This is a genomic window from Chitinophaga sp. RAB17, from assembly GCF_052114225.1.
GTDB lineage: Bacteria > Bacteroidota > Bacteroidia > Chitinophagales > Chitinophagaceae > Chitinophaga.
Map to the genome: position 1 here is coordinate 205497 of NZ_JBFREI010000009.1, position 20995 is coordinate 226491.

Consider the following 20995-nt stretch of genomic DNA (forward strand, 5'->3'; position numbering starts at 1 on the left):
GCTTCTTCAATAGCATGCATTAGTAGCATTTGGTATTCCCCTGGCTGCCATAAATATTCAAAACAAAGCATGTAAGAAGTCAATGCTTGCTACCCGATAGCGCTTGTCAATGATGATGTACATGAAAGTTTTTTCTGTGCAATCATACCTTGTTTGTATGACGAAATAATCATGCTTCACTATGTATAATACCCTCATTTAACCATCCAAATTCAATCTCAGATCTTATGAAAAAGCTATTTTTAATCATCGCCATTATTGTAGCGGGAACGATCATCTTCATACGTTGGAATGATTCTCCACTAGTCGGAAGTGCACCCTATAATGTAGTATTTAGTCCGTTTCCACCTGCGGATATTGACGGTAATGCAACGCCTGAACAACTGGCAGCCTTTGCCTGGAATGAATTCCTGGCGTTGAATTGGAAGTCCTCCTATAATGAAAACAAGATGCGGGACTACCCGGATATCTCCTGGTCCTATAACCTTCCTTATCCAAACCTCACTGTATGGGAAACATATGCTCACAAGACGGAACTAAGACCATACAGTGATAAGATGCTACCCTTTGACAGTGCCCCGCATTACAGTTACGGTATTATGCCACAACCATACCCAAATGCGTTAGAAACTTTCCGCTTCACGCTCTTTAATAACCTGGATGAAAACAATGAGATCGGCTCCTGTAATGTATATGGAAATTTAGGTGAACGGCCTACGAACCTGGTACTTTACCAGGCCAAAGTAAACAGGGCCGAATATGAATATATTTTGAAAAAATACCCTACCAAAGACAGCCTGCGAAGGGCCACAGACAGCACCAGGTGGCTTATTAAAAACCCTACAGAATATTATAAAACGGGAGCACCGTGTAACTGCGCGTCTGATAGAATGATAGTTAGCCTGCCCTGTGGAGCTGCAAAAGGACCGGATGGGACTCCCGTACCCGGTACCATCGAAATAAAAACCGCATGGATGTTATACAACTATGGCATGGATACCACCCGCTATATTACCCGTAGAGCGATTTCTTATTACAGGTTCGGAAACCAGGTGTACTATACTAACCGGTTGTTTGTCCTGGTGGGAATGCATATCATTCATAAAACCCAAAATTACCCTGCTTTCATTTTTGCAACTTTTGAGCAGGAAGATTTACAGGATTATCAAAAGACCAACATCCATCATACTTACGTGGAACTTAATGACAGTGGATATGAAATCCCCAATAAAGCTCATCCCGATTATCCCCGTCTAAGGCCGATTTCTGATATTGCAGAAAAGGTAAGCGATTATGCACACGCCAGGATTTCAGCTAAAAACCCTAAATCTCCTCTGCTTCATTACCGGTTAATAGGTGTGCAGGCGAATCCTGAGAAAGACGGGAATGCGATAAGCCAATTCCTGGCAAACTATATTGTTGAATCTGATTCTACCCTGGGGCGTTTCAGGGGGAGTGATATAGGGCATCCTCATGATAATGGCGCAAATACCTTATACCACGGGAAGTTGCTTGTCGTAACCGGATGCCAGGGCTGTCACGGGGCAGCACAGCTAAAGCTGGGAACAGACCTCTCTTTTTTACTTGATACAGTAGGAAAGCCGGCGCTGGCTCCGGATGGTATTTTCCCTAAAAGACTTGCTTATATAAGAGCGTTTAAAGCGGCCGCGGAGTATACTAACACGGCGCCGAAAAAGTAAGCAGTCTGTGGAAACTGTTGCTATTCGCACCGCATTTTATGCAAAAAACCTGCACTACGTGGTTGCAGGTTTTTTGTTTAGTACATTTTATGGTACGTCATGATGAGGTGTCAGCTGGTTGCTGTTTTAAAATATCAATCACTAATGACGGAAGAGCAGGGGCGGAATGATGCCTTGTTTTTATCACTTCACCGGTAACATATTATTGACATCCACGGGGAAGCTGTCGTACTTGTTGTACAGCTTCAGATATTTGGCCGGGTCAATGGGTTGTTCGCTGAGTATATCCACCAGCCCACGGAAGAAGCCTTCCCTTTTCTCTGCCGGATTGAAAATGAGTGTGAGCACTACCTGTTCATCTGTATCATTGGCGAAACCGTGTGGCGTGAAACGTGGTACGTATACAACTGATCCGGGTTGCAGGTGATGTGTATCTTCGCCGGCATATACAGTGAGGACACCTTTGCCTACCATAAACGTTTCATCCATAAAACGGTGGTAATGCAGCCTGGCGCCGATGGTATGTGGTGGCAGTGTGATCTCATATACGCCCAGTTGGCTGTTGGACATTTCGCTGGTGACTTTAAAAACGAAGGAAGCACCTCCCATTTCCAGCCGTTCTCCTTCGCCCGGATGATGTATGGTGGCCTTGTTGGCGAGTTGGTCTTCCAGATAGTCTATCTTCTTCATACATTTCATTTTTATGAAGACAAAATTCCGACATGCCAACCTGAAAAACATTTACAAATGTTGACACTTTTAAAAAAAACTATAGCTCGGCACGTATGCGGCTCAGTTGTGTAGGTGTAATACCAAGATAGGAAGCAATCTCGTGTTGTTTCAAGCGGCGTTCCAACGCCGGGAATTGCTCCAGGAAGGCAGTATAGCGGCTTTTGGCAGTGTCATAGCGCAGTGATATTTCCAGTGGTTCCTTTTCCACCACCCAATGTATTTCCAGGTAGCGGATATATAATGCGGCCATGTCCGGACAAAGCATTGTCAACTTTTTAAATTCATCGAAATGATATTCGAATACCGTGGTGTTTTCCAGTGCACGGATGGTAAACTGGCTGGGGCTTTGGGTTAGCATCGCACTCATGGAGGCTGCCAGAAATGTTTCCGGAAAAAAACGTTTGATAACCACATCTCCATTCGGCGCTGTATAGTACTGTGAGAACAGCCCCTTCACCACATAGGCCACCAGTCGTGGCACCTGGCCTTCCGTTACCAACGTTTCATGACGTTTGTAGGTACGACTTGTAATGATATTACCCCATGCCTGCCGGCTTTCATCCGACAGCGGATGATACCTGATTACCTTCTCCCAAAAATTGTTCATGAGCATAAATTTAGCAACAGAAAGCTACAGGTTGCGTTATATGCAACGCAACATTTCCACATTGGCATAGCTGTTTAACTGAGGTGATCCCTGATAGCTTTAAGCAGTTGTTTATTATTCGATTTTTTTATGATAACCTCCCTGCATTGATTGAAACCCGCGAATGTTTTAATCGCCTCAGCGATTTTGTGGATCGTGGGCAGGGACGGTTTCAACGATTCAAAATGTAGATTATGGATCGTTAGTATGCGGTGTTTCCTGTCGGCTTTTGAATCCATCCTGGCGACAAAGGTGTCGCCCACTAACACCGGCAAAGAAAAGTATCCATATTTCCGTTTTGCCTGGGGTACAAAGCACTCTATCTGGTAATCGAAATCAAAGAAGTCTTTTAAACGATGCCTGAGCACATTTAATATGTCGAAGGGAGAGAGAATGAATGCATCATCGCTGAGATTTATTTTTTTGTTTTTGTAGACAGGCAACATATATAGGGGGGCGGTGTTCAGTCCTTCAATGCTTACCTGGCAAACTTCGCCTTCGGCAGCCATCTTTTCCAGCTCTGTTTTTACCAGGTTATCCTTTGCGTAATGTGCCCGCCAGGCGATGTCTTTAGCATAGGCAATCCCCAGGGATTGCAAAGAACGCCGGATCACATGTCGTGCAAATTCTTCTGAGGTGGGTGGGGTAATATCAACATCCCCCGGAATGAGATTGATGGGCAGGTCATATACTTTCTGGAAGTTTTTCTGACGGGTGCACATCAGGCTTCCATCGAGGAACAGTCTTTCGAGAGCAACCTTTGCCGGCCGCCAATCCCACCAACCGGAGCTTGCCACCGGGCGGTCATTCTCAAAATCTTTTACCATGAGAGGGCCTTCACGGTCAATTCTATCGAGCACCTTTTTCATAAGACTGATTTCCGGTGGCGTCAGGGGCTTTCTCCGGGATAAAAAGCCTTCCTTAACAGGCAATGAAAAACGGAATTCGTGCATGGGGATATACCCAGTCCCGTAAGTGAAAAATTCAAAGATATTTCCATCTGCCAGCAGCTCATCAATCCATTCCGGTTTATAGTCAGGTACGCGGGATGCAATAGCATGGTGATGCGCCCGCTCAACAACATAGTTTGTATCTATCTGAATAAAGCCAAGGTGATCGATGAGTTTGTAGACTGCCTCGATCCCTTTCCCGAACTGGCCGGGCTGTGCCAGCCCTGCCGCATGAAGGATTATTTTTTTTGCCTGTGAACCGGAGAGGATATGTTGCTTCATAATGAAAGCAAAATAAGCAAAAATTCTCTGCCGTCTTTGTTCGATTTTTATGCCATTAGGCTCACTGGAGAATGTTTCAAAAAGGTATTCTCTTTTTATTGTGCATAGTTATTGGGCCGTCTCGTTAATGCCGGCCCAATGCTGCGGGGTATCGTGTGAGTATTGTGTATAAGTTTAATAATAAAGAAGGGCAACAGGTGAGGCAAGCCCAAACGGGTAATAGAAGCTAAGTAATTCCCGTGGTTAGGTAAGCATTTCATAAAGGAGTGCAGCAACTAAAATCTGCTACGGTAGTAGATTTTAATTGCTGCACTGTTAAATTATTCGAACTTTTTTTTGTCGTCATCAACATAAATCAAATGAAGTTCCGCAGGAACCGTTGATTTGAGTCCAGTGACAACGTTTCTTACCTTGAATCTCAAGCTTTACAGCAGTAGGTTTTGTTAGTGCAAGGATTTTTATTTTCTTCAGGCTTAATTTTTTTTCTTCTTTTTTCATAGTGATTAGTTTAATGTTTGATGAAAATACAGGTTTATGGTTTATGCGAATAAGGTTAGCATGTAGTAAAATGCAAGGCGCATTTTTGTTGATATTATCAAGATACAGAATAATCGTAATAGTATTTACTATATCAGGGAAATAATTTCAAATCCCATAGAAGGGGAATTGTGAATTGCAGGACTGCCGCATGAATTGAAAGTTTTCAGACAAATGAAGTGATTAGTTATGCTAACTGGTATATATCCATTATCTGCTGTTCTTTTGCAGTTGCCTTTACTATTTTTACTTTAAAGAAGTATTAACCGGGAACCCCGTAATGTTTGTTGACCAATAGCTGATAATGCTTTACTATCCGGCAATTTATTAAATCAGTAATATGAATGCCCATAATGATTTACCCCCGCACGCGCATGCTTATTTGTCGGAGATCAGTCGTCAGGATGTATATCATTCTGACATGAGTCGTGACGAAGTGATAAGCACTTTTTTCCCTCCAACCGTTACTTCACTGGTAGCAGGATTATCAAATATTACCAGTGCATTTTATGGAGTGATGCTCGATAAGGCAGGGTTGCTGAAGGGAAAACATTTGATAGACCCATTGTCGCAGGCAACTATTTATGAGTTAGGCAGGTTAAGAGTAGCCGCTGCCGTGCAGGCAAATCCGGATCTGGACAGGGATGCACGGGGAGTATTACTGGTACTGCTATCTGCTATTTTCACGTCCAGCCCTGAGTTCAGATTTAATGTTGTTGAATTTAAACCAGATATGGTTAAAGTGATTTTTACGGGTGTGGACAGGTATCATAGAATTACCCGTCAGTTGAATATAGCGGATGAAATTACATGGCCGTCTATTTCCCCGTTTATACAGGCCGTTTGCGAGGAGCTGGCTCCGATGTATACAACCGGCATCACTTTAGTTGAACTTAACGCGGAGAGCAGTGAATGTGTTTACGAGATACTGATTTATAAAAAAGAATCTGAAGGCACCGCCATATCATTACAAAATTTGGGTATATCGGCGCCTTTTTTTCAACTGCCTTCCGGCAGGAAGCAGGTATTCGGACATTTAGTGCATGCAGTGCTGGGCAAAGCTGATGATTTTATGATGGATGGTTTCGCGGTGTTAATGCAGTATTGCATTTCCCTGGAGGCCTTGAATTTCGGCAGATTGAACCAGCCATCCCAAAATCACTACATGATGGGAGAGAAATTTAAGGTGCTTAGATGCGGTGAAGTAAACAAGGATATGATTTATACAGCAGTCATAGAAAGTATACCTGTTGAAAGACAGAAAAGGAGAAGTATATTAAATATTATCAGTGATAAGGGAGAACCGGTTTATATGATGCTGTTTGATTACTATATGCCGGATGCAGAAAATTTCCTTGCTAAGTTTGCAGCACTTAAAGCTTCGGATGAGCTGGTGGCGCCTCATCCGGTGGAACCATTGCCCGGAATTATACGGAATTCATTCAATAATCCTTATCAATATCAGGCTGTAATACCTCCTTTCTCACACGCCCAATGCAGTGGGCATTTTACAGGTTATCCCTGTGTACCCACCCTGCTTATTTATCAATGCCTGGCTGTTGAAGCGGAAAAGTGGCTGCAGGATATCATGCGGCTACCTTTATTACGGCGTCCGGTACTGGATGGAATAGAACTTTTTCCGGTAAAAATAATTCCTATTGATTGTCCCTGTCTTGTGAATATATCAGTGAGTCGTTTATCAAAGAAGTGTTTTAAGTTTATTTGCCACATCATATCACCAAAAGATCCTGCGGTACTTTATTCAGTAGTAACCATCGATTTAAATTTACCTGCTATCGTTTGAAGGTCCATTGTTTTTCAGAGATAGTGTAAACTGATTATTTATGAATGAAATAACTGCAGCCATCACCGCGGTAGGTGGCTATGTGCCTGACTATGTGCTATCCAATAAGGAGTTAGTGCAATACGTTAACACATCGGATAAATGGATTTATGAACATTTGGGTATCCGGGAAAGGCATATACTCAAAGGGGAAGGGCGTGGTACATCTGATTTATGTATCCCGGTGGCTAAACAGATTTGTGAGAAACGGGGAATTGATCCGTCAGAAATTGATTTGCTCTTAATTGCTACCAGCACACCAGATATGATTGTACCTACTACTTCCAATATAGTGGCAGCAGCAATTGGTGCAAAAAATGCCTGGGCAATGGATATTAATCTGGCCTGTTCCGGTTTTTTAGCTGCGCTGGATGTTGGCGCCAGGTTCATTGAAGGTGGTAAATATGCAAAAGTAATGGTGATAGGAGCAGATAAGATGAGCGCCATTGTAGACTATACCGAGCGCATGACCGCCAGCATTTTTGGTGATGGAGGTGGGGGCGTGCTATTGGAGCCGGATTACAACGGTTACGGATTAAAAGACAGTATATTGAAAACAGATGGGGAAGGTGGAAAACACCTCTTTATGCCGGCAGGAGGTTCTGCCTTACCTGCCAGCGAAATCACAGTTTCGGCGCGGCAACATTATATCCGGATGAATGGGAAAGAAATTTATCACCTTGCAGTAAAACATATGGTAGCGACCATACAGGAGTTGACGGCAAGAAATGATCTTTCCGGGGATGATATTAAGTGGTTAGTTCCACATCAGGCAAATAAACGAATTGTATTGGAGGTAGCAAGGCAGTTATCATTTCCGGAAGAGAAAATAATGATTAACATTCATCATTATGGCAATACCACTGCGGGCACAATTCCATTGTGTTTATGGGATTATCAGCAGCTGCTGAAAAAGGGGGATAAGATTTTAATGTCTGCGTTTGGTGCGGGTTTTACGTGGGGGGCAAATTATTTTATTTGGGCTTATGATGGAGCGTAGGTGCTGAGTATTTTTAATAAATGAAAGATCAATCATAACTTTTTATTTATTAAATTCATCAGGAGAAAATTTCCTTCTAATTCATTATCAATGAATAAAGATATTTTAGTTCAGTTCATCCAGCAGGTATTGCCTATGGCCCCTGTAAAGGTTGAGCAGATTGCGGAGAAATTCAATCCGATGGAAATTGAAAGGAATGAATATATTTTGAAAGCCGGCAAGGTTTGTAATGCATATTATTTCATCGAAAAGGGCATCATGCGGTCCTATACTTATAACCTGGAAGGCGATGAGGCTACTACCGCGTTCTATTCGGAAAATTCCTTTGCAAGCGATCTGTTGTCATTCTTTAATAGAACCCCTTCCAAAGAATATATCCAGACAATCGTCGATTGCGAAACCTGGTATATTACTTACGATGACATGCAGGAAATTTTTCACGCGCTGCCGGAGTTCCGGGAGTTCGGCCGGCTGAAGCTCGTCAACAGCTACAGTATCCTGAAGGAAAGAATGCTGTCTATGTTACAGGAAACAGCAGAACAACGTTATATTAGGCTGATCAATTCGAGTCCGGAAATCTTTCAGAGTGTACCTTTAAAATATATCGCTTCCTATCTGGGAATTACCGATACTTCGTTAAGCAGAATAAGAAAGGAGTTCACGAAAAAATAGGTACTTGCTGATTTCTTGCCATTTGCTAAGTGTAAGCTGAATTATATGGATTTCCTTTGTTTTGTAATCAAAGACACTATTTCAAATGGCAAATCACATATCAGGAATGCCCGTTTGGGCCATCTTACTATTTATCGGGAGTTTCCTGTTTTTTATCGCTTTCATCACCGGGCGGGTAAGGCAAGCAGCCCTGGACGCCGGTATGACACCGCGCAAAGCAGTAAATATCCAGATCGGTATTTTTAGTTTTTATGTTGCTTTTCTTGTCTACGTTTCTTTTTTTTCTTTGAAAGGTACATTTGAAGTTAATTCGCTGCCACCTAAAGTAACAGTATGGGCCGGGTTGCCGTTAGCTATCTTCCTGTTCGTTTTTATCGGGAATACCAGGCTATTTAAAACCTTGCTTCATTCAATTAAACTGGAATCGCTGATCTCCTTACATATATTCCGGGTTGCTGGCGTATTTTTCATTATTCTTCAGAGCTATCACCTGCTTCCTGCAACATTTGCTTTTTTTGCCGGTCTCGGAGACATTATTACTGCAATTGTAGCATTGCCAGTGGCAAGGATGGTTGCAAAACGTAGTCCGGGATGGGAAATGGCTGTTTATGCCTGGAACATTTTTGGTATCCTCGACATCATTGATTTGCTGACGATCGCAGTGATGATCGGTGCCAATGGCAATCTCAGGGAAATGACCGTATTCCCGTTTTCATGGTTTCCCGCCTTTGCTCCCGCCACCATTTTATTTTTGCATACCGCGGTTTTCAGAAAATTATACCAGTTGAAGACGTCCACAAATAATTTAGCGATCAGCTGAAATCATTTTCAGATTTGATTGCCGCCAATAGGTTCAAATTCCTCAATTGATAACCTGCCATTTATGTGCGCTTTGAGCCCGTGTGATTGCTCACACTGCTCAGAGCGCTCCGCCCGTCAGAAGTGAAGATGGTAAAATATTCCGTCCGTTTATCTTAAGAAAGATGAACCATTAACTTGTCCGGATTGACCCACTAAAAAGTCCATTTTACCCCCTGCATAATTGTCATTTAGAGATTACTTTTGGTAAGGGATAAATCAGCTCATCAAAGAGCAAAACACTGGGATCGTGATTTCACAGCTACCGTTCTGTTTACTGCAATCATTCTATTTATCAGTTTAATAAATAATGGAGGACATTATGCCGAAAATTAAAACTGTACGCGGAATCGAAGAGCATAAAGTGGTTTCACCCGAAGAATGGCTTGCAGCCCGGGAGGACCTGCTCAAAGCTGAAAAGGAGTTGACGAAGTTAAGCGATGATGTAGCAAGGAAACGGCAGGAATTGCCCTGGGTTAGAATGGATAAGGAGTATAAATTAGACACGGATGAGGGGGAAGTTTCCCTCATTGATCTTTTCAAAGGTCGTTCGCAACTTCTCATCTATCACTTCATGTTTGGACCGGACTACAACGCGGGCTGTCCGCATTGTTCTGCGATAGCAGACGGTTTCAACGGAATCTGGAATCACCTGGCTAACCATGATGTAATGCTCTGGGCGGTATCGCGCGCACCGTTCCAAAAACTACAGGCATACAAACTACGGATGGGATGGACATTTCCATGGGCATCATCGTATGGCAGCGACTTTAACTATGATTTCCATGTTTCGTATACGAAAGAGCAGCAACGCTCCGGAAGTGTCGAATACAACTATAACAAGGGAAATGTCAGCTCACGGCAAAGCGATATCGCCCCCACCGATGCCGCACCTGAAGAAGGAAAAAAGATTGCATCCAGCACAGGCACTGACTGGGCAACGTACACACAGGAAGCCCCCGGCATGAGCGCCTTTGTGCTGGAAGATGGAATAATTTATCATACCTATTCTACCTATGCACGGGGACTTGATGGTCTCTGGGGCATATATCAGTGGCTGGATAGGGCTCCACTCGGGCGCAATGAAAACGGATTCTGGATGCTTCGTCACGATGAGTATGATCTCAAATCATTACTTAAAGGCGACTCAAATGATTGTTGCGCCTGAACACAACAACAAAGCTGAGGTGTTTAATGCTGCCTGAGTGGATGTTCAATTAGCGGGTCATGATTTACGTTTTAAGGTAATCACTGCCACTTCCGGCCACATACCAATTCGTCCTTTTAATCCCAGGAAGCCGAAGCCCCGGTTGACATACAAAAAACGACCGTTATCCTGGTAAAGCCCGAGCCATTGCTTGTACACGTATTTGATGGGGCTCCACTTCAGTCCAAATAACTCGATGCCGAACTGCATGCCATGTGTATGGCCCGATAATGTGAGATGAATATGCTGATGATGCTCAAGCGTTACGCCCTCCCAGTGTGAGGGATCATGCGACATCAGGATTTTAAAGGCATCATCGGGAACGCCGGCGGTGGCTTTCTTTAAGTCACCATATTGATGGAAGCCACCCTTACCCCAGTTTTCCACGCCTAACAGGGTAATAGCCTGACCATCCTTTTGAAGGGTGATCGCCTCATCCAGCAGCAGACGAAATCCGATTTCGGCATGTACTTGTTTTAACCGGGCCAGGTTGGTACGTTTGGCCTCAGGTGTCTCCCAGTGAATGTAATCGCCATAATCATGGTTCCCCAACACGGAGAATTTACCCATCGGCGCTTTCAGTGCTGCAAAAGCAGGTATCCATCTGGCCATTTCTGATGCCTGGTTGTTAACCAGGTCACCGGTGAACAGAATAACATCGCTGTGCTGGGCATTGACCAGGTCCAGTCCTTTCTGTACTCCGCCGGCGTTGGTAAAGCTGCCGGAGTGAACATCTGTTATCTGTGTTATGGTAAAACCATCAAAAGCTTCGGGCAGATCCGGGAAATAGATTGTTTCGCGCCTTACGCGATAAAAATGCCGGCCGCGCGTAATACCGAACAGCACAATGAGCAGCAGCACAGCAGCGGTGGCTAAAGTCAGCTCACTTACCCAGAGTGCCCTCGGCGGAAACCCACGAAAGAGCCGGGTAATATCCTCTACCAGTAAAACCGGGAGCGAAAATAAACGGGGAACAAAAGCCAGCAACATCAGTCCCATCAGCCAGGTAATCAACGTTTGCTGGGAGCGGGAGCCACGTCGCGCAAAAATTACAGCAACGATGCCGCTCATTAACAGCAGATCGATGAGCCAATAGCTCCACAACAATGCACCGGAATTTACAAGAGTTTGTACAGCCTGATAAAAGTAGAGATCGGTACCCAGCCAGAGCAGGATGATCAGCGGAAGTCTTTTTGCCATTTATAAAGTAGATATGTCAAACATGTATTTTGTTATTCTGTAAGACGTTTGAACAGGGAAGATATTTTAAAAGAAGGAGAAAAAATATCTCCTTCCACTGTAAATAGCCCTACCTGGTTAGCCATTTGAGCAACTGTCAGCAACGAAATTGAGTCAATTTGATCTGATATTGAGACATTTTGACTATCTACCTTACCCTGTTTATTAGAAATTTGCCCCACTTAGTAAAATGGAATCTAACAATAGCAGCAATTTAAAAAGGAACAAAAAATTAATTATGACAATGTTGTTTAGTCGGTATTGCAGGATGATGGTTATTCTTGTATGTATTTTCTTCCAGTCTGTGATCTCTCCCGCACAGCAACAAAAGGCCCCCAGCTATCCTCTTATCACACATACGCCCTATTTCAGTATATGGAGTAGTTCTGACAAGCTGAATGGGTCTGTTACCAAACACTGGACAGGAGCGGAGCATTCCTTAATAGGAGTTATTAAAGTGGATGATGCCTATTACCGTTTCCTCGGAAAAGAAGCCGAAGCGTATGTAACGGTGTTACCGGCAGCAGATGAACAGTCATATGAGATGGCGTACACTTTAAGTGAACCCGGCCAGGGCTGGTATGAACCCGGTTTTAATACTGCAGCATGGAAAACAGGGAAGGCGCCTTTTTCGGACGATAAGGGAAAGGCAAAAACCTACTGGAATACGGATGATATCTGGGCAAGAAGGACATTTACGTTGGGTGACAAAGTGAGCTTTGATAACCTGTTGCTGAAAATTAACCACGATGATAATATCGACATCTATCTAAATGGTAAACATATTTATCAAAAACAAGGTTGGGTAAATAATTATACTTTCCTGGATCTGCAACAGCAGCTGAAAGATAACCTGAAAGCCGGTAAAAATGTGTTGGCTTTTCACGTACGCAATAGCGCCGGTGGCCGTTTTTTGGATGCAGGCATCGTGAGGCGGACGGAAAATGCAGATGGTAACATGATCCGGGAAGCGGTACAACAGGAGGTCGCTATCAAGGCGATGGAAACCACCTATCACTTCACCTGCGGAAAAGCAGATCTTACATTGACCTTTACATCTCCCTTGCTGATAAAAGACCTGGCCCTGCTTTCCACACCTATATCCTATGTGAGCTACCAGGTAAGGGCTAATGATGGAAATAAACATGACATAGCGGTATTTTTAACTGCGGCTTCCAATATTGCCACCAATCTGCCTGGAGAAGAGGTGACTGCTAAGGCCGGCGCATCGGGTGATGTGAGGTTGTTGCAGGTAGGAACGGTTGCGCAGCCTGTATTGAAAAAAGCTGGCGATGATCTACGTATCGACTGGGGTTATTTTTATGTAGGCGCCCCGAAAGACTATTCCAGGCAGTATATTTCCGTTGGTGAAAAAAACGGTATACACCAGTTTTTACACGATCAGTATAAAGGACCTGCCAGCATAACAGGGAAACATTTAAACCTGAATACTGTGATTTCATTTGGCCAGGTAGGCAATGAAGCGGTGAAAAAGTTCATGATGCTTGGATATGATGAAGTATTTGCTATCAGGTATTTCAATGAAGACCTGCGTCCCTGGTGGAACAACAAAGGCAACCGTCGTTTTGATGCTTTAATGAACACGGCCGCCGGTGGCTATGATGTTGTTATGGAAAAGGTGAAACATTTTCAGGATACCATCTACACAGATGCACTGAATGCGGGTGGAGCGGCGTATGCTGAATTGTGTGAGCTGGCTTACCGGCAGAGCATTGCGGCACATGCGTTAGTGGAAAGTCCGCAGAAGGAACTGTTGTTTTTATCCAAAGAAAATTTCAGTAACGGCTGCATTGCCACCGTGGACCTGACCTATCCTTCTGCTCCATTGTTCATTGCTTACAACCCGGAGCTGGAAAAAGGTATGATGAATGGTATCTTTCATTACAGTGAAAGCGGTAAATGGACAAAGCCTTTTGCAGCCCACGACCTGGGTACCTATCCGATTGCAAACGGGCAAGTATATGGAGAAGATATGCCGGTGGAAGAAGCCGGGAATATGCTGATACTGACAGCAGCCATTGCCAAGGCGGAAGGTAATGCCAGTTATGCCAGGAAACACTGGTCCACACTTACCACGTGGATAAAGTACCTCGACAAAGAAGGGTTTGACCCGGCCAACCAGCTTTGCACCGATGATTTTGCGGGGCACCTGGCCAGGAATGTAAACCTTTCTGCAAAGGCCATCATGGCATTGAGGAGTTACGCCTTTCTTGCAGATATGTTGGGATATAAAACAGATGCGCAGTATTACCTGAGCCGCTGCCAATCTATGGTGCAAAACTGGATGAAACTGGCTGATGCAGGAGATCACTACAGTTTGTCATTTGAAAATAAAAATACCTGGAGCCAGAAATATAACCTGGTATGGGATAAAGTACTGGCATTTAACCTTTTCCCGGAAAGTGTATTCGATAAGGAAATAAGCTATTACCTGTCTAAACAACAGGCGTATGGATTGCCCCTCGATTCACGTAAGACTTATACCAAATCCGACTGGATTATATGGACGGCTGTAATGGCAAGCGATAAAACAGAATTTGAAAAATTCATTCTGCCACTTCAGAAGTACACTTTAGAAACCACGAGCCGGGTGCCCCTGAGCGACTGGCATGAAACCACCAACGGAGAACAGAGAGGGTTTCAGGCAAGAAGCGTGGTGGGAGGATATTTCATGAAAGTATTACAGGACAAGCTGAGTAAATAAAGGCGGTTGTAAAAAACGTTTAACCTGTTTTATATTTGTTTTTAAGTGAGTGCCTGAATTTATAAACCTATACACCTGGTTGTATGCAGAAATTATTGACCGTTATGATTATCCAGCTGGCAGCTGCTGCAAATGCATGCTGCCAGCAAACAGCACTTGCAGATTATGTAAATACCCTTCAGGGCACCAATTCCAGGCATGAGTTGACAAGAGGCAATACCTATCCAACCACCGCTCTTCCTTTTGGAATGCACACCTGGACACCGCAGACAGGCAACAACGGAGACGGGTGGAAATACCAGTATCACAAAAAAAGTATCAGGGGCTTTCAGCAGGCGCACCAGTGTAGTTCCTGGTCAAATGACTATGCTGTTTTTTCATTGATGCCCGTGATGGATAGTCTGGCAGTGAAGGAAGATGACAGGGCTACCGGTTTTGAGCATGCGCATGAAACAGGCCGGCCATACTATTATAAAGTAACACTTAACAACAGGATCACTACTGAAATGGCGCCTACGGAAAGAGGGGCGCATCTGAGATTTTCTTTTCCGGGACAACACAAGGCATATCTTGTTTTAGATGGCTATACCGGTTTAAGCGGTGTGAAAATATACCCGGAAGAAAGAATGATTACCGGCTTTGTGAATAATGGCAGAGGATTTCAGCAGGGATGGAAGAGCTTTTTTGTACTGGTATTTGATACACCGTTTACGGCGTATGGCACCTGGGAAAATGTATCCGGTTCCATTCAGGCCGGGAAAACTGAGGGAGAAGGAAAGGGAGTGGGAGTGTACCTGCAATTCAAAGAGGGGGCTATTGTACAGGCTAAAACGGCTTCCTCCTATATCAGCGAACAACAAGCCAAACTTAACTTACAACAGGAGTTAGGTGGGTATAAAACACTGGAACAAACAAAGGCCGCTGCAAAAAAGACCTGGAACGAACATCTGTCACGGATCCTGGTGGAAGGTGGACAAGCCGTGGATAAGGCTACCTTTTACTCCTGCTTTTTCCGGGCCAGCCTGTTTTCAAGAAAGTTTTATGAACTGGATAGAAATGGACATCCATATTATTTCAGTCCCTACGATGGCAAAGTGCATGAAGGCTATATGTTTACCGATACCGGCTTCTGGGACACATTCAGGGCACAGTTTCCATTGAATGCATTATTGTATCCGCAAATGCATGGGCGATACATGCAGGCCCTGGTGGATGCCTATAAGCAGTGCGGATGGTTGCCATCCTGGTCCTTTCCGAATGAACAGGGCAGTATGATCGGCAATCATGCCATCACCCTCCTCGCTGATGCGTGGGCCAAAGGGATACATACGTTTGATCCGTCCACCGCGCTGGATGCCTATTATCATGAATCCAATAATAAAGGCCCCTGGGGCCCGGCAAACGGACGGGATGGTTATGCGGAGTATAACCGTTCAGGTTATGTGCCCTATCCAAAATACCGCGAAGCAACTGCTAAAACGCTGGAATATGCCTATGATGATTTTTGCGCCTATACACTTGCGGTGGCAACAAAGCAGGAAAAATACCGGGATGGATTTGAGAAGAAGATGTGGAACTACCGGAATGTTTTTGACAGCACTACGGGCTTTATGCGCGGCAAAGATGAAAACGGTAACTGGGGAAAGAATTTTGATCCGATTGAATGGGGCGGACCCTTTACGGAAGGTAATGCCTGGCATTACCTGTGGTCGGTATTCCATGATATAAATAGTCTCAAAAAAATGCTGGGCGGTGATGCCGCTTTCTGCGCAAAACTGGACTCCGTATTTACACAGCCCAATAATGTAAAAGTAGGTACTTACGGATCTATGATACATGAAATGACGGAAATGGTGATGGCTGATATGGGGCAATATGCACATGGAAACCAACCGATCCAGCATATGGTATACCTGTATAACTATGGAGGGCAACCCTGGAAGTCGCAGTTACATGCAAGAGAAGTCATGAAACGATTGTATAATGCCTCTGAAAATGGCTACCCGGGCGATGAAGACCAGGGGCAAACTTCCTCCTGGTATGTATTAAGTGCCCTGGGTTTTTACAGCGTATGCCCGGGAACAAATGAATATGTATTGGGCAGCCCTTTGTTTAAGAAGATCACCATTACCCAGGAGAACGGGAAGAAGTTTGTTATCGAAGCAAACGGTAATTCAGATAAAAATGTCTATACCCACCATGCTTTGTTGAATGGCAAGGCCTATTCCAAAACGTTTATCACCTATCAGGATATTACAGCAGGAGGAACGCTCTCCTTTGATATGAAAAATACCGCCGACCTGCAAAGAAAATTGCAGCCGGAAGATCTTCCCTATTCTGTTTCAAAATAATGGTTCATGGATTTCCGGAAATATGTTTTATCTTTTGAAATAATATCCTTATAGCCGTACTTGTCAGCCCAAACCTATATACCGTCTCTAAATAATAAAGAGCATACCATGAAGGGGATCAGCCAAATTCTGAAAACGACTAAGCCAGGGATCCTGATTGTTGACGATAGTGAAGATATCCTGGATTATTTGTCGCACGATATGAAAGACAATTATATGGTCCATACAGCCAGAAATGGTGATGAGGCGCTTCCCGTTTTACGGCAGGAATATATACAGCTGGTGGTGTCGGATGTAGTGATGCCCCTGGTAGATGGCTTTGAACTCTGTGAAAGGATCAAGCTCACCCTGGAACTGAGTCATATCCCCATCATTTTATTGACAGCTAAAAACACGCTACAGGCCAGGATACAAGGCTTGAAAGCAGGCGCCGATGCCTATATAGAAAAACCTTTTTCTCTGGAGCATTTATATGCACAGATAGAAAACCTGCTGGCAAGCAGGGTGAAACTGAAAGAAAGTTATGCCAGGTCTCCGCTGGTACACATCAATAGCATTGCCCACTCCAAAATGGATGAAGCTTTCCTGGAACAAATTGTAAGCACCATCCTGGGACACCTGTATGAAACACAGCTGGATGTAGAACGGCTTTGTGTACTTATGAATATGAGTAAGCCTACACTCTATCGCAAAATAAAATCCATATCCGATTTATCACCTCATGATATCATTAATCTTACCCGATTAAAGAAAGCAGCAGATCTGATCAATTCCGGTAATCATCGGGTGAATGAGCTGGCAGAGGAAGCCGGCTATAATTCGCCGGGTCAGTTCAGAAGGAATTTCTATAAGTATTTTAAGATGTCTCCGTCTGAATATATTGACAAGGTAACGATGCGCATGGATTAATAAAACCCGCTCGTTGTCATTGTGTTTATGTTTTTAGTAATGGCAGCGTCAATGTGAAAATATTATATTCCCCGTCTGTAGTATATTCCAGGCTGCCCTGGTGAAGCAGGGTAATGGATTTGGCGAGAGATAGCCCTATGCCTGTTCCGGTAGCAGCGGTATTACCTGATCTGTGAAATGGCTCAAAGATGCTGGCTCTTTCTTCTATGGGTATAATGCTGCCGTCATTTGTGATACGGATGTTGGCCTGCTCCTCCGATGATGCAATGGTTAATATAACTTTGGAGCGGCTATACTTGATGGCATTATCTATCAGGTTACTTACAATCTTGATTAACCCATCGTCATCGATATTGCAGATGATTACCGGTGTGTCGGTTTCCATCTGGTAAGTCACTCTTTTAGGATTGATGGCGGGTTGAAAATTGTTATACACTTCTTCGATGATGGGTACGATATTCCTGGCGGCTAAATGTAATGAGTAATGGCCCGATTCCATCATCCTGAAATCCAGTAACTGACTGGTTAATGTAAGCAACCTGTCCGTATTTTTATTCATCACCATTACCTCGTGTTTCATTTCCGGGATAGCTGCTACATTTTTGAGGATCTTACTCATCGGTATCTTGATTAATGTAAGCGGTGTTTTTATCTCATGCGCTACTTTTGTGAAAAAGTCGATCTTGGATTGATACAGCTCCTTTTCTTTATTCAGCGTGAAGATTTCCATCAGCCGAAGTTGTTTTTCCTTGTAACGGTTATGATAATATTTAGTAACAAAATATGCGATAGCAAGGAGGAGCAGCGTATAGAAAAGATAAGCCAGACTGGTTTTCCAGAATGGCGGCGTTATTTCAAGCATAAAGGACGTTTCATTGGATATCCATAAGCTACTGCTGTTGGTGGACTTTATTTTAATGGTATAGTTTCCCGGCGACAGGTTATAAAAATGCATGATTTTGTTCTTGTCTACATAATTCCAGCCCTTATCAATACCTTCCAGCGTATAGGCGTACCTGATATTTTCAGGTGCGGTATAACTGAGCGCTACAAAATCGAGGCTGAAGGTAGAGTTGTTATATGGTAGCAGGATCTTATTTCCCTGCCGGAACAGGTAGTCGGAAAAGAGATGACGGGAATTAATGGTAACATCTTTATTGAAAACCTGTAACCGGGTAATATAAATGGGCGGCGTATAGCGGGTAGTGGTATAGTTGTCCGGATTGAACCTGATAAGTCCTTTCAGGCAGCCAAAGTAAATATTTCCTTCGGGGTCCTTAAATGAAGAGCGGTGATTGAACTGATCGCTTAACAGGCCATCGCTTTGCTTAAAGGTTTTTATCTGTCCGGATTTCCGTTCTATATATGCCAACCCTTTTGATGTGGATGCCCAGATATTGTTATGATTGTCCGGAACGGTGCAGTACACAATATTGCTGGGCATACCGGAGGCAGTGTTGTAAACCCTGGCAGTATCGTTGGCCGGGTCGAAGTCGAAAAGGCCGGATTCAGTGCACACCCATAGGTGGTGGCGGTCATCTTCCTGGAAATTCAGGATCTTGGTGTTGTCGAAAGGGTAGGTGTTGTTTAACTGCATGGAAAGCTTTTTGGCGCTCTGTCCAGGGTCTATATAAAAAATACCGTTGGCATGTGTGCCCAGCCAGATACGTCCTTTGCTGTCCTGGGTAATGGCAGAATAAAATTCATCGGGCATCAGGTCCTGCAGGTAATGAAATTGCCCGGTTGATTTATCAAAATTATAGATGCCGTTGGAAGTGCATACCAGTATGTCTCCGGCGGTGGTTTTATAAAGGATATTGATATAATTGCTGTTTAGCCCGTTGTTGGTGAAGGCAGCATAATGCTGTTTGACTTTGTTGGTCTTCAGATCAAAAACATACAACCCGTCTTTAAATGTGCCGATATAGAGGTGATCGTTATCGGCGAGAAGTCCGTGGATGTTATTGGGCAAATCTGCTGCGCGCTTGTTTTCGTTGTTGTAATTAATAAACGTTTTTTTATCCGGGTCAAACGCGGCGATTCCTTTATCTTCTGAGCCGATCCATATTTTCCCGTATTTATCCTGAACGATTTCCCGCACCACATTTCCTTCTATGGAAGTGCCGGCAGATGTAGGGAAGAATTTTTCGAAGGCGATAGGGTGATGTGCGTAATAATTGATACCTCCGAAAAAGGTGCCCAGCCAGATGCCACCTTCCCTGTCTTTGCACATTGAATAAATGGCGTTATCGGTTAAGGAATATTGATCATGCGGGATTTTATAAATGTGCTGTATATCATTTGTATGGGTGTTCAGTATGTATAGGCCGGATTCTGTACCTATCCAGTATTCCCTGTTGCTGACTTTCAGCAGACTTCTGATAAATAGTTGCTGGTGTTTGGCGGCTGGTAGTGTTACGGTTGTCCACTGTTGTCGGCGGAGGTCAAATTTCAGTAGCCCTGTTTGTGAAGTACCGATCAGTAAGCAGTCGTTTTCCTTGTCTTCACAAATGGTTTCAATAGTATTGGCTGTTCTCACCATTTTATCGGAGGGGTAGTAGATAAAATTGTTATTACTGCTGTCATATTTTGCCAACATACCATTTGCACAACCCAGCCACATGGCGCCGTCTTCGGACTTATAAAGTGTGGTGATGTTTTGCAGGGATGGCTGCTGGTAGGTGTCTGTTCGTTTGGTATCCGTATTGTATTTGTATAAAAGGGCACCTTCCACAAACCAGATATTGTTATGCGCATCGCCATGTATTACGCGGACGAGCTGTCCTTTTGTGTGTGGCAGCCTGATGAAGCAGCCGTCTTTCGTGTTTAAATAATACAGTCCCTTTAATGTGGCTACCCACAAGGTTCCTTTACAATCCTGGTACAGATGAAAAATAGGATTGTTGTTCAGGGAATTTGGTTTATCGTCCCCGATCCTGAAAATTCTGAAGTTGTAACCATCGAACCTGTTTAATCCGTCTGGTGTACCGAACCACATAAATCCGTCTTTGTCCTGCAGTGAGGTGATCACCGAATTGTTGGACAGGCCGTTCTCCACTTCATAATGCCTGAAGTATATTGGTTGTGCGCTGCTTTTCCCTGGCAGGGGAAATATCATTACCGTATAGATAATGCACCTGAGTACAGAATAGAAATTCATTAAACGGTTGTTTTACTAAAAAATGCGCTACCGGCTATTTATCATTAGCTACAGGACTGATCAGTATCAGGGATGTCCGGTTTTTATCACTTGCTATCAGGAATTTATTTATTTGATGCCCCGTACAATATAGGGAGAAACTATCGCTCAAGAATGATACAAATTAGATCTTTTTTGATTCAAA

Annotated in this window: 15 protein-coding genes; 9 read left to right on the top strand and 6 right to left on the bottom strand. The window is 43.8% G+C overall.

Translation table 11 applies throughout. The annotated features are described in order from the left end of the window. The first annotated feature begins 227 nt into the window (after positions 1-227). The gene (locus tag AB4Z08_RS26310; protein WP_441576762.1) at positions 228-1700 is read left to right on the top strand and encodes a hypothetical protein; all 1473 of its coding nucleotides are present in this window, start codon (positions 228-230) and stop codon (positions 1698-1700) included. A gap of 183 nt (positions 1701-1883) precedes the next feature. Here AB4Z08_RS26310 and AB4Z08_RS26315 read toward each other — a convergent pair whose 3' ends face one another. The 4 genes from AB4Z08_RS26315 to AB4Z08_RS26330 all read right to left on the bottom strand — a co-directional run bounded on the left by AB4Z08_RS26315 (position 1884) and on the right by AB4Z08_RS26330 (position 4808). Next, entirely contained in the window at positions 1884-2390 is a 507-nt protein-coding gene (locus AB4Z08_RS26315; protein WP_441576763.1) for a cupin domain-containing protein, read from the bottom strand. Positions 2391-2469: 79 nt separating this feature from the next. Then, positions 2470-3039 carry a Crp/Fnr family transcriptional regulator gene (locus tag AB4Z08_RS26320; RefSeq protein WP_441576764.1) on the bottom strand — a complete coding sequence of 190 codons (570 nt, stop codon included), beginning with the start codon at positions 3037-3039 and terminating at the stop codon, positions 2470-2472. Between the two features lie 74 nt (positions 3040-3113). Further along, the gene (locus tag AB4Z08_RS26325; RefSeq protein ID WP_441576765.1) at positions 3114-4310 is read right to left on the bottom strand and encodes a winged helix-turn-helix domain-containing protein; all 1197 of its coding nucleotides are present in this window, start codon (positions 4308-4310) and stop codon (positions 3114-3116) included. A gap of 345 nt (positions 4311-4655) precedes the next feature. Next, positions 4656-4808 carry a hypothetical protein gene (locus AB4Z08_RS26330; protein ID WP_441576766.1) on the bottom strand — a complete coding sequence of 51 codons (153 nt, stop codon included), beginning with the start codon at positions 4806-4808 and terminating at the stop codon, positions 4656-4658. Between the two features lie 379 nt (positions 4809-5187). Here AB4Z08_RS26330 and AB4Z08_RS26335 point away from each other — a divergent pair, with 379 nt between their 5' ends. From AB4Z08_RS26335 to AB4Z08_RS26355, 5 genes are all read left to right on the top strand, one after another. Beyond that, positions 5188-6651, top strand: coding sequence for a hypothetical protein (locus AB4Z08_RS26335; RefSeq protein WP_441576767.1), 1464 nt, complete (start codon positions 5188-5190; stop codon positions 6649-6651). Positions 6652-6691: 40 nt separating this feature from the next. Continuing rightward, the gene (locus AB4Z08_RS26340; protein ID WP_441576768.1) at positions 6692-7690 is read left to right on the top strand and encodes a beta-ketoacyl-ACP synthase III; all 999 of its coding nucleotides are present in this window, start codon (positions 6692-6694) and stop codon (positions 7688-7690) included. A gap of 90 nt (positions 7691-7780) precedes the next feature. Continuing rightward, positions 7781-8362: a Crp/Fnr family transcriptional regulator gene (locus AB4Z08_RS26345; protein WP_441576769.1), complete on the top strand. Its 582-nt coding sequence runs from the start codon at positions 7781-7783 to the stop codon at positions 8360-8362. Positions 8363-8447: 85 nt separating this feature from the next. Continuing rightward, entirely contained in the window at positions 8448-9182 is a 735-nt protein-coding gene (locus AB4Z08_RS26350) for a hypothetical protein (protein ID WP_441576770.1), read from the top strand. Positions 9183-9542: 360 nt separating this feature from the next. Then, a complete protein-coding gene (locus AB4Z08_RS26355; RefSeq protein WP_441576771.1) occupies positions 9543-10388 on the top strand; it encodes a DUF899 domain-containing protein in 846 nt (281 codons plus the stop codon). A 57-nt stretch (positions 10389-10445) separates the two neighbouring features. Here the strand turns inward: AB4Z08_RS26355 and AB4Z08_RS26360 are convergent, their stop codons facing one another. After that, positions 10446-11627, bottom strand: coding sequence for a metallophosphoesterase (locus tag AB4Z08_RS26360; protein WP_441576772.1), 1182 nt, complete (start codon positions 11625-11627; stop codon positions 10446-10448). 277 nt (positions 11628-11904) lie between these two features. Here AB4Z08_RS26360 and AB4Z08_RS26365 point away from each other — a divergent pair, with 277 nt between their 5' ends. The 3 genes from AB4Z08_RS26365 (at position 11905) to AB4Z08_RS26375 (ending at position 17651) form a co-directional block, all read left to right on the top strand. Beyond that, positions 11905-14391: a glutaminase domain-containing protein gene (locus tag AB4Z08_RS26365; protein ID WP_441576773.1), complete on the top strand. Its 2487-nt coding sequence runs from the start codon at positions 11905-11907 to the stop codon at positions 14389-14391. 83 nt (positions 14392-14474) lie between these two features. Next, positions 14475-16742 (top strand): GH92 family glycosyl hydrolase, encoded by a 2268-nt coding sequence (locus tag AB4Z08_RS26370; protein ID WP_441576774.1) that lies wholly within the window; start codon positions 14475-14477, stop codon positions 16740-16742. Between the two features lie 108 nt (positions 16743-16850). After that, the gene (locus AB4Z08_RS26375) at positions 16851-17651 is read left to right on the top strand and encodes a response regulator (RefSeq protein WP_441576775.1); all 801 of its coding nucleotides are present in this window, start codon (positions 16851-16853) and stop codon (positions 17649-17651) included. A gap of 25 nt (positions 17652-17676) precedes the next feature. On the opposite strand, the gene AB4Z08_RS26380 is transcribed toward AB4Z08_RS26375, so the two are convergent. Next, positions 17677-20811 carry a ligand-binding sensor domain-containing protein gene (locus AB4Z08_RS26380; RefSeq protein ID WP_441576776.1) on the bottom strand — a complete coding sequence of 1045 codons (3135 nt, stop codon included), beginning with the start codon at positions 20809-20811 and terminating at the stop codon, positions 17677-17679. Positions 20812-20995: the final 184 nt, after the last annotated feature.